Origin of the sequence: Pseudomonas sp. GW456-12-10-14-LB2, assembly GCF_002884345.1 — a bacterium.
GTDB classification, from domain to species: Bacteria; Pseudomonadota; Gammaproteobacteria; order Pseudomonadales; family Pseudomonadaceae; genus Aquipseudomonas; species Aquipseudomonas paraglycinae.
The window spans coordinates 147837-160164 of record NZ_POHV01000007.1 but is presented as its reverse complement, the minus strand read 5'-3'; the positions used below and the strand labels follow the sequence as shown (position 1 = coordinate 160164).

Genomic DNA, 12328 nt, shown 5'->3' with positions numbered 1-12328 from the left:
CAGCGTCCATTCCGGTCAAAGAGACTGACAGATAAGACAGCGATGCTGCGCGCCAGCGGGTTTCAGGACTTGAAGCAGGCTGTGCTGAGTTTTTCCAGCACCCGGTCGGCCTTGATTTCGGCCTTGGCCATGGTCGCCTGCCAGGTGGCGACGCAGGGTTGCAGATCTGGCTCCAGCTCGGCGCGGGCCAGCCATTGCCAGCAATCGTGCCAGTCACCGAGGGCGCCTTGTGCGGATTTCAAACGGGGTAATGCGGCTTCGGGCAAACGATCCAGTTCAGGATAGGCCTCGATGCCGTAACGCACGCGCTTGATCAGCAGGCGCAGGCGATGACGGTCATGGGCCGGGTCGTGCAGCGCCACATCGAGGTTCTTCCATTGTTTGCCCAGACGTTTTTCGATGCGTCTGTCCAGATTCTTGAGTAGTCCCTGGCGCTGGGACGCGCGCAGAAAACGCGGAAAGGCGTCGAGGATCATCAACAGCGACGCCACTTCGGCGCTGGCCGCCAGCGTCGGGTACGCCTCGGCCATCTGCGCCATGCGGCGCTGCGCGGCTTCGGGCTGATCGTGTTTGATCAGCCAGGCTGCCAACACCTCGCGATCGCGCCACGGCGTGGTCAGTTGCCCGACGCTGGCCGCCGCGCTTTCCAGTTGCTCGACACCGGGCAAGCCGCGCAACGGTCGCAGCAGACTGCGCAAGCGCCGCACGGTGGTGCGCAGATCGTGCAGTGCTTCAGGGTCGGTTCGAGCGGTCAAACGGGCCTGACAGCCCAGCAGCCTGACTTCCAGGCTCAAGACATGAGCCACCAACCGATCGACCAACGCAGACATTACTTGCTCCTGAATTCAATGGCGCTGCATGAGTGTGCACCTGCGCAAGGGACCTGCCCTTGCGCCACGTCAGCAGCTTAGCGCCCGGCGCGGGATTCGCGAATGTAGAAACGTGCCTTTTCGGCTTTCTTGGTGCAGCCTTCAAACCCTTCGAATTGCTGCTGGGTCTTGGCCGCCGTCAACAGCGACAACGCCTTGGAATAGCTGACGGTGCCGGCAAAACCTTCGGCCTTAGCCAGATCCAATTCATGCCACGCCGCGTCCAGCTGGCTGCCGCAGCTGTCGCGGTAAGCGGTCTTGCCGGCGCAACCGGCCAATGCCAGCGCCATCAACGGCACACAGATCCAGGCTTTCATCACTCACACCTCGAAGATTGGTCAACAGTCGTGCAGGTAAGACGGTGCGGCAGCGAAAAAGTGCCTTGCGTCCCGCATTTGCACCGCTCTGCAAAAGATAACGCCGACGGGTCATGAAGTATCGAAAAAACGACGCCATCGCCGCCCCTAGCGACCCCGGCGATTGAAGCCCGGCCCTCGATGGGTGCATTGTGCAACCTTGTCGGGAGGAAGTTGGATGAAAAAGCGTGTCGCACTGGTGCTGGGCTCCGGTGGCGCCCGGGGCTATGCCCATATAGGGGTCATTGAAGAGATCGAACGACGGGGCTATGACATCAGTTGTATTGCCGGCTGTTCAATGGGGGCCGTGGTCGGCGGAATCTACGCCGCCGGCAAGCTCGACGAGTACCGCAACTGGATCGAAAGCCTGGATTACCTCGACGTGTTGCGCCTGGTGGATGTGAGTTTCCGACTCGGTGCGATCCGTGGCGAAAAAGTCTTCGGCCAGATCCGCAAGATCGTCGGCGAGATCAACATCGAAGACCTGCGCATCCCCTACACCGCCGTAGCCGCCGACCTCACCAATCAACAGGAAATCTGGTTCCAGGAAGGCTGCCTGCATCAGGCGATGCGCGCCTCGGCGGCGATTCCCAGCCTGTTCACCCCGGTGATGCAAGGCAACCGGATGCTGGTGGACGGCGGCATTCTCAACCCTTTGCCGATCGTGCCGGTGGTGTCGAGCCATTGCGATCTGATCATCGCGGTCAATCTCAACTCGACCAACCAGCGCCATTACAAACTGCCGGTGATCCAGCGGCCCGCCGCGTTCCGCACGCGCTTCGACAGCCTGATCAATTCGTTGGGCTCGAAGATGCCGTTCCGCCGCAAACAGGCCGAGCAACTGCTGATGCTGGAACAGGAAGCGCTGCGTGCCGAAGCGGCGGACATCAATCCGTGGGTCGAAGGCGCCGAGCCGGAAACCCAGCAACCGGCCGCCGCCCCTGAGCGCGACGGCGCACCGAAATCCGCCACTGGATCGTTCATCATCGATAACGTCGGGCCGGCGTCATTGCTCGACCTGATCAACCAGAGTTTCGAGGTGATGCAGACCTCGCTGGCGCAGTACAAGATCGCCGGGTATCCGCCGGACATCCTGATCAACGTGCCGAAACGGGTGTGCCGGTTCTTCGAGTTCTACAAGGCGCCGGAGCTGATCGCGCTGGGTCGCGAGATTGCCCGGGATACCCTCGACCGCTACGAGAGCGAGCAGAACTAAAGGCTGCTCTCACTCAACAAGCGATAACCGACGCCGGCCTCGGTCACGATGAACCGTGGTCGGGTCGGGTCGTCCGCCAGTTTCTGTCGCAGATGCCCGACGACGATCCGCAGGTAATGACTATCCTCGGTGTGAGTCGGGCCCCAGATGTCCTTGAGCAATTGCTGCTGGGTGATCACCCGCCCCGGATGCCGCGCCAGTTGCGCCAGCACTGCGTATTCTTTGCGGGTCAGGGCGACTTCGACGCCGTCGAGCAGCACGCGGCGATACGCCAGGTCCACGGTCAGCGGGCCGAAATTCAACGCGGCTTGCTGCGCTTCGCCGGCCGGTGCCTGACGCAGCAACGCGCGCACCCGAGCGAGAAACTCCTGAATGCCGAACGGCTTGGTCACGTAGTCATTGGCGCCGCCATCCAGCGCCTGGACTTTCTGCCCTTCACTGGCGCGCACCGACAGCACCAGCACCGGCGCCGTGGCCCATTCGCGAAACTCGCGCAGCACTTGCTGGCCGTCCATGTCCGGCAGGCCAAGGTCGAGCACCAGCAGATCCGGTTTGTTCAGCGCCGCCTGGGCCAGGCCCTCGGCGCCGGTGCCGGCCTCCAGCACTTTGTAGCCTTGGGAAGCGAGGCTGATACGCAGGAACTTGCGGATCTGCGGTTCGTCATCAATGACCAAAATGGTCGCGGTCTGGCTCATGAATTCACATCAACACAAAAGAGTGGCAAGAGAGTAGCGCAGCGCGGATCAGGCTTCACCGTCCATCCCCGGTTGCGTCTGCAAGGGCAGGTGCAGGGTGATGCAGGTGCCGCGTCCGTCGATGCCATCGCCGACACTGATCCGCCCGCCATGGGCGCCGACCATGCCCTGACAGATCGCCAGGCCCAGCCCCGTGCCCTGCCCGCCCCGGTCACCTCGGGCGGCGGTGTAGAACATGTCGAAAATCTTCGCCCGCTCATCGACCGGAATCCCCGGCCCTTCGTCACTGACCGAGAAAAACACTTCGCTGTCATCCGCTCCGGCGCGCAATTGCAGACGGCCGTGGGACGGCGAGAATCGGGCGGCGTTTTCCAGCACGTTGACCAGCGCCTGCTCGATCAGCGCGGCATGCACATACAGCAGCGGCAACTCGGCCGGTACATCAGTGCTCACTTGCAACGACGACAATACGGCTCGCAGACGATTGAGCGCACTACCGACGATGTCCGCTGGCGACACCCAGTCCCGCGCCAGCTTCAGGGCGCCGTGGCCGAGACGGGTCATGTCCAGCAGGTTCTGGATGTAACGATCGAGACGTTCGGCTTCATCGCGGGTGCCTTCGAGCAACTCGCGGCGATCCTCCAGCGGGATCGCTTCGCCGAGGGCCAGCAGGCTGTCGATGCTGCCGCGCATCGAGGTCAGCGGCGTGCGCAGATCGTGGGACACCGAGGCCAGCAAGGCGCTGCGCAGTTGTTCGGTTTCGCCGTGCAGGCGCGCGGCTTCCAGGTCATCGGCCAGTTGCGCGCGGGCCAATGCTTGAGCCAGCGGCTGACTCAACGCGGTCAGCAAGCGACGGCGCTGGCCGCTCAGGGTCTGGCTCTCTTTGGCACACACACCGAGCAGCGCCAACGGTCCGTCCTCCACCGACAGCGGCCACCACCACCAGCGGCCGAACGGCAACGTGCCGGTGCCCATTCCCGCCGGCTGATCGTGTTGCCAGGCCCAGTCGGCGGCGGCGCGTTCGGATTCAGTGAATTGCAGCGGCCCGCCGGTTTCGACTTTCCAGCCGCCCTGCCCGTCGCGATTGAGCAGGCACAGTTGCAGATCGCTCCAGCCATTGAGGTGCTGCGCGGCGGCGCTGACCACGGCCTGACGGTCGGTGGCGGCGGTGAGTTTGCGCGACAGGTCGAGCAGTTCGGTGGTCTCTTCCTGGGTATCGCGCAGCGCCTGCAATTGCCGACGCTGACGCGCTGCTAAGTTGCCGGTGAGCGCCGCCATCAGCAGGAAGAACAGCAAGGTCAGCACGTCTTCTTCGCGCTGGATGCTGAAGGAGAAATTCGGCGGAATGAACAGAAAGTCATAGGTCAGAAACGACAGCGCCGCACAAGCCAGCGCCGGGCCGAGACTGCTGCGCACCGCCACCAGCAACACCGCCGCAAGAAACACCAGTGAGATGTTCGGCAGCGGCAGCACGCTGGACACCGCCCACGCCAGCGCACTGGCCAGAATTGTCGCCACCAGCGCCAGCGCATAGTCGAACCACACCAGCGTCGGCGCTACACGCGGGCGCGGTTGATGCTGTTCCTGATCACTGTCCAGCACGTTGATTTCCAGACCATGGGCCTGACGCAGCAAACGCGCCGCCAGCCCACCACCGAACAGACGCCTGCGCAGACGCCGCCGCGACTGGCCGACCAGCACCAGACTCGCCCGACGTTCCGCCGCATGCTGGATCAGGGTTTTCGCCACTTCACCGGCCCGCAGCAGGACCACTTCGCCGCCGAGGCGTTCGGCCAGTTGCTGGGCGCTTTGCAGGCGCAGGCGCGATTGCTCGTCACGCACGCTGCCGTTGTCGACGTGCACCAGACTCCACGGCAAATGTCGGCGCTGGGCAACGCGACTGGCGTGACGCACCAGCCGTTCCGCCTGGGCATCGCCATCGACGCCGACCAGCAAGCGCCCACGTACCGCCGGCGCGGCTTGACCGAGCTGGCGATAGCCTTGGGCGAGATCGTTATCGACCTGCGCGGCAGCGGTCTGCATCGCCAGTTCGCGCAGCGCGGTGAGGTTGGTCTGGGTAAAAAATGCATCGATCGCGGCGCGTGCCTGCTCCGGCACGTAGACCTTGCCTTCGCGCAGGCGCTCGAGCAGTTCGCGGGGTGGCAGGTCGATCAGCAGCAGTTCGTAGGCTTCCTGCAACACCCAGTCCGGCAGGGTTTCGCGCACTTGCACACCGGTGATGCCGCGCACCTGATCGTTGAGACTTTCCAGGTGCTGGACGTTGACCGTGGTGTACACGTCGATGCCGGCGGCAAGCAGTTCCTGAATGTCCTGCCAGCGTTTGGCGTGGCGGCTGCCGGGGGCGTTACTGTGGGCGAGTTCGTCGACCAGCACCAGTTTCGGCTTGGCCGCGAGCAGGCCGTCGAGGTCCATTTCTTCAAGCGTCACGCCGCGATATTCCGAGCGCACCAGCGGCAACTGCGGCAAGCCGCCAAGCAGCGCTTCGGTTTCGGCGCGGCCGTGGGTTTCGACCACGCCGGCAATGACTTTCACGCCTTGGCGCAACTGGGTATGGGCCGCCTGCAGCATTGCGTAAGTCTTGCCCACACCCGGCGCTGCGCCGAGAAAAACCTTGAGCCGGCCGCGTCCGTCGCGGGGCAGTTCTGCTAACAGCGCGTCGGCGCGGCCGGAGTCACTCATGCTTGAAGCTCTCTCTTCCTGATGTGATCGCGATTCACAGCTTTTCCAGCGCCATGTTCAGCGCCAGCACATTCACCACCGGCGGACCCACCAGAGGCTGTTCGATGTGCGCGTCGAGCAACTGCTGCAAGGTCGCCACCGGCAGATTGCGCGCTGCCGCAACACGCGCCAGTTGATAGGCAATCGCCGCCGGTGGCAAGTGCGGATCGAGGCCACTGCCGGAGGTGGTCACCAGCGCCAGCGGCACCGGGCCCTGGCCGGGCACCTGCAGTTTGTTGGCGTCATCGATCACCCGAGTGGCCAGCGCCGGATTGCTTGGCGACAGGTTGCTCGCACTGCTCGACACGGTGGCAAAGGCACCGGCTGATGGACGCGGATGGAACCAGGCATCGCCGACAAAATCCTGGGCGATCAGCGACGAGCCGCGCACCTTGCCTTCGGCGTCGCGCACCAGGCTGCCGTTGGCCTGCTCGGGGAAGGCGACTTGCGCGACGCCCGTGACTACCAGCGGATAGGCAACGCCGGTCATCAGGGTCATCAGCACCAGCAGGCTCAGGGCCGGACGTAACATTGTGGACATTTCAAAATCCTCGAATTCGTGCTTGAAGCGGTGTGCCCGGCACACCGCTGTTCAGGTTCAAACCAGATGCAACGCCGTCAGCAGCATGTCGATCGCCTTGATCCCCACGAACGGCACCAGAATCCCGCCCAGGCCATAGATCAGCAGATTGCGACGCAGCAGCGCCGCCGCGCTCGCTGCCTGCACCCGCACACCACGCAGGGCCAACGGAATCAGCACCACGATGATCAAAGCGTTAAAGACGATGGCCGACAGGATCGCGCTCTGCGGGCTGCTCAACTGCATGATGTTCAGCACACCCAGTTGCGGGTAGATCGCAGCAAACAGGGCCGGCAGGATCGCGAAATACTTGGCCACGTCGTTGGCGATGGAAAAGGTCGTCAGCGCGCCACGGGTCACCAGCAATTCCTTGCCGATCTGCACCACGTCCAGCAACTTGGTCGGGTCGCTGTCGAGGTCGACCATGTTGGCCGCTTCGCGCGCGGCTTGGGTGCCGTCGTTCATCGCCATGCCAACGTCAGCCTGGGCCAGCGCCGGGGCATCGTTGGCGCCGTCGCCGCACATCGCGACCAGACGACCGTCGTTCTGCTCGTGACGGATACGGGCGAGTTTTTTCTCCGGCGTGGCCTCGGCCAGCACATCGTCGACGCCTGCTTCAGCGGCAATCGCGGCAGCGGTCAGCGGGTTGTCGCCGGTGACCATCACCGTGCGGATCCCCAGCTTGCGCAGCTCGGCGAAACGCTCGCGGATGCCTGGCTTGACCACGTCTTTCAGGTGGATCGCACCGAGCAGTTTGCCGTCGGCGCACACCAGCAACGGCGTGCCGCCGCTCTGGGCAATCTTGTCGATTTCCCGGGACAGCGCCGGGGCCAGATCCTTGCGTTGTTGACCGAGGAACGCCAACAGCGAATCCACCGCGCCCTTACGGAATACACGGCCCTGATAGTCGACACCGGACAATCGGGTTTCAGCACTGAACGGTACGGCGGTCAGAGTTTCCGGCGAAGGTTCCGGCTGTGGATTGGTGCCGCGCAGGTACTCGACGATGGACTTGCCTTCGGCGGTTTCGTCGGCCAGCGAAGCGAACAGTGCGCCTTCGGCCAGCTCACGGGCATTCACGCCCGGCGCGGCATATACCGCACTGCAACGACGGTTACCGAAAGTGATGGTGCCGGTCTTGTCCAGCAGCAACACGTGCACGTCACCCGCCGCTTCCACCGCGCGACCGGACTTGGCGATCACGTTCAGGCGCACCAGACGATCCATCCCGGCGATACCGATCGCCGACAGCAGACCGCCGATGGTGGTCGGAATCAGCGTGACCAATAACGCCACCAGGAACACCAGCGGCAGGCTGCCGTTGGCGAAGTGGGCGAACGGCTGCAGGGTCACGACCACCAGCAGGAAGATCAGGGTCAGGCCGATCAGCAGGATGTCCAGCGCCACTTCGTTCGGGGTCTTCTGGCGTTTGGCACCTTCGACCAGCGCGATCATCCGGTCGAGGGTCGATTCACCGGGGTTGGCGGTGATCTTCACCAACAACCAGTCGGACACCAGCCGGGTGTTGCCAGTGACGGCGGAGCGGTCGCCGCCGGACTCGCGGATCACCGGAGCAGACTCACCAGTGATCGCCGCTTCGTTGACCGCCGCGATGCCTTCGATGACCTCGCCGTCACCGGGGATCATTTCCCCGGCTTCGACGCGCACCACATCGCCCTTGCGCAGACTGGTGGCCGGTACGACCTGGAAGCTGCCGTTGGCCAGTTTGCGTCGGGCGCTGAGGCCCTCGCTGCCGGCCTTGAGGCTGTCGGCGCGGGCCTTGCCGCGACCTTCGGCCAGCGCTTCGGCGAAGTTGGCGAACAGCACGGTGAACCACAGCCACAGGGCAATTTGCGCGGCAACGAAGGTCGGCACGCTGCTGTCGGGAATGAAGCACAGCACGGTGGTCAGGATCGCCGTCAGTTCGACCACCAGCATCACCGGCGAGCGTTGCAACTGGCGCGGGTCGAGCTTGACGAACGCTTGCACCAGCGCCGGACGCCACAGGGCGCTGATCGCGGTTTTCGGAGCTTCAGCCGACTTGGCAGCTGTCGCTGGTTTTGAAGCTGGAACATGCATATTCATGATGGATTCCTTAGAAGCCCATGCTCAGGTGTTCGGCAATCGGGCCGAGCGCCAGGGTCGGCAAGAAGGTCAGGCCGCCCACCAGCAAAATGGTCACGGTCAGCAGGGTCACGAACAGCGGGCCGTGGGTCGGGAAGCTGTTCTGGCCGATCGGTGCGGTTTTCTTCATCGCCAGGCTGCCGGCCAGGGCCAGTACCGGAAGGATGTAACCGAAGCGGCCGATCAACATGCCCAAGCCCAGCATCAGGTTGTGGAACGCGGTGTTGGCGCCGAAGCCGCCGAACGCCGAACCGTTGTTGGCACTGGCCGAGGTGTAGGCGTAGAGCAACTGACTGAAACCGTGCGGACCGGGGTTGCTCACCGCCGCCACCGGACCCGGCAGGCTGGCGGCAATCGCGCCGAGCACCAGCACGCCGACCGGCATCACCAGCAGGGTCACCACCAACAGTTGCACTTCGCGGGCCTGGAGTTTCTTGCCGAGGTATTCCGGGGTGCGACCAATCATCAGACCGGCGAGGAACACCGCGATCAGCACGTTCAGCAACATGCCGTAGAGCCCCGCGCCGACGCCGCCGAAGATCACTTCGCCGACCATCATGTTGACCAGCGCGACCATGCCGCTGAGCGGGTTGAGGCTGTCATGCATGCCGTTGACCGAACCGTTCGACGCCGCGGTGGTGGTCACCGACCAGAGCACGGTGGCGGTGGTGCCGAAGCGCGCTTCCTTGCCTTCCAGCGGCGCGGTCTGCTCGACGGCGACATTGTTCAAGGCAGGGTTAGGTTGATACTCGGCCCACAGCGAAGTGGCGCCGCCGATGATGAACAGCGCGAGCATGCAGCCGATGATGGCGCGGCTCTGGCGCAGGTCCTTCACGTAGTGGCCGAAGGTGAAAACCAGCGCCACCGGGATCAGGATGATCGAGGCGACTTCGAACAGGTTGCTCCACGCGGTCGGGTTCTCGAACGGATGTGCCGAGTTGACGCCGAAGAAACCACCGCCGTTGGTGCCCAGTTGCTTGATCGCAATCTGGCTGGCGGCCGGGCCGAGCGGGATGACTTGGTCAACGCCCTGCATCGTCACAGCATTCACGTATTGCGCGAAGGTTTGCGGCACGCCCTGCCACACCAGATACAGCGCCAGCAGCAGGCACAGTGGCAGCAGGCCGTAGAGGGCGGCGCGGGTCATGTCGACCCAGAAGTTGCCGAGGGTCTTGGTGGATTTGCGCCCGATGCCACGGCACAGCGCAACCAGTACGGCGAGGCCGGTGGCGGCGCTGACGAAGTTCTGCACGGTGAGCCCGACCATCTGGCTCAGGTAGCTGAGCGACGCTTCGCCGCTGTAGGCCTGCCAGTTGGTGTTGGTCATGAAACTGACGGCGGTGTTGAACGCGAGGGTCCACTCCTGGCCCGGCAGGTTTTGCGGGTTCAGCGGCAGGTGATCCTGAAACAGCAGGATCGCGAACAGCAGCAGGAAACCGGCGAGGTTGAACGCCAGCAGCGCCAGCGTGTACTTCTGCCAGCTCTGTTCATCCTGCGGGTTAACGCCGGCAATGCGGTAACAGCCGCGCTCGACCGGGCCGAGAATCGGCGTCAGCCAAGTGCGCTGGCCCTCCATTACCTTGTAGTAGAAGCGCCCGAGGAACGGCGCCGGCAGCAAGACCACCGCGAAGAATGCGAGGATCAGCCAATAGTCATAACTGTGCATAGCCGCTCCTAAGTCCGGTCCGCGCGCAACAGCGCAACCAACAGATAAATGAACAGCCCCACTGCCAATAGCAGTGACACCCCGTCCAGAACGCTCATGGAAGATCTCCGTGTTACGGCGTATTGCCGCGTGTGGAGGCATTGTCGGAAAGGAGGCTGTAAAGGAACGAGAGCGAGGGTGCGCGCGGGGCATAAAGAAAGCGTAAAGAGTGGGTTTATGCCTTCTTTACGACGGCGTTCGGCGGGCGGCGCACCTGACTGGCGCACACAAATAAGGCTATCGAGCCGCGAACATCCCCGATACGACAGCTTTCAGCCCATTACGACCCGCCAATACAAAATGGCACGCCCACTGCACACGCCCTTCCCCGAGCTTTCCAAACCGTTCAGGGAGCAAACGCATGAACACACAACTCAAACCCACGCTGGGCACGTTGCACCTGTGGGGCATTGCTGTGGGGCTGGTGATTTCCGGGGAATATTTCGGCTGGAGTTATGGCTGGGGCGTCGCGGGAACACTGGGCTTTCTGGTGACCTCGTTCATGGTCGCGACCATGTACACCTGTTTCATCTTCAGCTTCACCGAACTGACCACGGCGATCCCCCACGCGGGCGGGCCGTTTGCCTACAGTCGCCGGGCTTTCGGTGAAAAAGGCGGATTGATCGCCGGACTGGCGACGCTGATCGAATTCGTCTTCGCCCCGCCGGCGATTGCCTTGGCGATTGGCGCGTACCTGAACGTGCAGTTTCCGGCCCTCGACCCGAAACACGCGGCGGTCGGCGCGTACATCGTGTTCATGGGTCTGAACATTCTCGGTGTGAAACTGGCCGCGACTTTCGAGTTGATCGTCTGCGTCCTGGCCGTCGCCGAGTTGCTGGTGTTCATGGGCGTGGTCGCCCCGGCCTTCAGCTTCAGCAACTTCGCGCTCAATGGCTGGGCCGGCTCGGACATCTTCGGTGCACCGGCGATTGCCGGGATGTTCGCGGCGATTCCGTTCGCGATCTGGTTCTTCCTCGCCATCGAAGGCGCGGCCATGGCCGCGGAAGAAGCCAAGGATCCGAAACGCACGATTCCCAAGGCCTACATCAGCGGCATTCTGACCCTTGTATTGCTGGCGATGGGCGTGATGTTCTTCGCCGGAGGTGTCGGCGACTGGCGGACCCTGTCGAACATCAACGACCCGTTGCCACAAGCGATGAAAACCGTGGTCGGCGACAACTCCGGCTGGCTGCACATGCTGGTCTGGATCGGTCTGTTTGGGCTGGTGGCGAGTTTCCACGGGATCATTCTTGGCTACTCGCGGCAGTTCTTCGCCCTCGCCCGCGCCGGTTACCTGCCCGCTTCGCTGGCGAAACTGTCGCGCTTTCAAACCCCGCACCGCGCCATCATCGCCGGCGGCGTGATCGGCATCGCGGCGATCTACAGCGACGGCCTGATCAACCTCGGCGGCATGACCCTCACTGCCGCGATGATCACCATGGCGGTGTTCGGTGCGATCGTGATGTACATCATGAGCATGCTCAGCCTGTTCAAACTGCGTAAATCAGAACCGAATCTGGAACGCACCTTCCGCGCGCCGTGCTATCCGCTGATTCCATTGATCGCACTGGTGCTGGCCGTGGTGTGCCTGGTGGCGATGGCCTGGTTCAATGCGTTGATCGGGCTGATCTTCCTCGGCTTCATGGCAGTCGGTTTCGGCTACTTCCTGTTGACCGGCCAATTGCGCGCCAACGCCCCGGCAGACGCGATGCTCACCGGACTGTAAACCGCGACGGGCATAACCGGCCTAGAATGGAACCACTGCGAATGCACTTCGCTCAAAGTGGTATGCAGCGTTGCACGGCGAAACCCTCGCCCGTCGACCTGCCTTTAAGGAGAGCCGTTATGCCCTGGTATGCCTGGTTGATTCTGGTCGTTGCAATCGGCTCGATCGTCGGCGGTCTGATGATGTTGCGTGACACCGCCAACAAGGTCGAACTGACCGATGAACAACGCAAGCGTGTCGCTGAACGCAATGCCGAAGCGGACATCAAGGACGCGCAGGACCGCTGAACGAAAAACCCCGCCTGAATCGGCGGGGTTT

11 protein-coding genes are annotated in these 12328 nt (G+C 63.3%); 3 read left to right on the top strand and 8 right to left on the bottom strand.

Features of this window, described 5'->3' with window-relative positions:
- Positions 1–62 precede the first annotated feature (62 nt).
- Both C1X29_RS06840 and C1X29_RS06835 read right to left on the bottom strand, forming a co-directional pair.
- A complete protein-coding gene (locus C1X29_RS06840; RefSeq protein WP_102717109.1) occupies positions 63–830 on the bottom strand; it encodes a CHAD domain-containing protein in 768 nt (255 codons plus the stop codon).
- Positions 831–907: 77 nt separating this feature from the next.
- Positions 908–1186, bottom strand: coding sequence for a hypothetical protein (locus C1X29_RS06835; RefSeq protein WP_007950948.1), 279 nt, complete (start codon positions 1184–1186; stop codon positions 908–910).
- 217 nt (positions 1187–1403) lie between these two features.
- Here C1X29_RS06835 and C1X29_RS06830 point away from each other — a divergent pair, with 217 nt between their 5' ends.
- On the top strand, positions 1404–2441 hold the full coding sequence (locus C1X29_RS06830) for a patatin-like phospholipase family protein (protein ID WP_085607182.1): 1038 nt from the start codon (positions 1404–1406) through the stop codon (positions 2439–2441).
- Here C1X29_RS06830 and C1X29_RS06825 read toward each other — a convergent pair.
- The 6 genes from C1X29_RS06825 to kdpF are packed head-to-tail and all read right to left on the bottom strand — an operon-like array spanning position 2438 to position 10343.
- Entirely contained in the window at positions 2438–3136 is a 699-nt protein-coding gene (locus tag C1X29_RS06825) for a response regulator (RefSeq protein ID WP_039770498.1), read from the bottom strand. The genes C1X29_RS06830 and C1X29_RS06825 overlap by 4 nt on opposite strands.
- Before the next feature lie 48 nt (positions 3137–3184).
- Positions 3185–5836, bottom strand: coding sequence for a sensor histidine kinase KdpD (locus C1X29_RS06820; RefSeq protein WP_102717108.1), 2652 nt, complete (start codon positions 5834–5836; stop codon positions 3185–3187).
- A gap of 34 nt (positions 5837–5870) precedes the next feature.
- Positions 5871–6416 (bottom strand): potassium-transporting ATPase subunit KdpC, encoded by a 546-nt coding sequence (gene kdpC / locus C1X29_RS06815; RefSeq protein ID WP_085744987.1) that lies wholly within the window; start codon positions 6414–6416, stop codon positions 5871–5873.
- Between the two features lie 57 nt (positions 6417–6473).
- Complete coding sequence (gene kdpB / locus C1X29_RS06810; RefSeq protein ID WP_173940181.1) at positions 6474–8534, bottom strand: potassium-transporting ATPase subunit KdpB; 2061 nt, start codon at positions 8532–8534, stop codon at positions 6474–6476.
- A 16-nt stretch (positions 8535–8550) separates the two neighbouring features.
- On the bottom strand, positions 8551–10245 hold the full coding sequence (kdpA, locus tag C1X29_RS06805; RefSeq protein ID WP_102717106.1) for a potassium-transporting ATPase subunit KdpA: 1695 nt from the start codon (positions 10243–10245) through the stop codon (positions 8551–8553).
- An 8-nt stretch (positions 10246–10253) separates the two neighbouring features.
- Positions 10254–10343, bottom strand: coding sequence for a K(+)-transporting ATPase subunit F (kdpF, locus tag C1X29_RS06800; protein ID WP_007950940.1), 90 nt, complete (start codon positions 10341–10343; stop codon positions 10254–10256).
- Between the two features lie 302 nt (positions 10344–10645).
- Here kdpF and eat point away from each other — a divergent pair, with 302 nt between their 5' ends.
- Together eat and C1X29_RS06790 are read left to right on the top strand one after the other, a co-directional pair.
- The gene (gene eat, locus C1X29_RS06795; protein ID WP_085607188.1) at positions 10646–12010 is read left to right on the top strand and encodes an ethanolamine permease; all 1365 of its coding nucleotides are present in this window, start codon (positions 10646–10648) and stop codon (positions 12008–12010) included.
- A gap of 119 nt (positions 12011–12129) precedes the next feature.
- On the top strand, positions 12130–12297 hold the full coding sequence (locus tag C1X29_RS06790) for a DUF2897 family protein (RefSeq protein WP_007950938.1): 168 nt from the start codon (positions 12130–12132) through the stop codon (positions 12295–12297).
- Positions 12298–12328 lie beyond the last annotated feature (31 nt).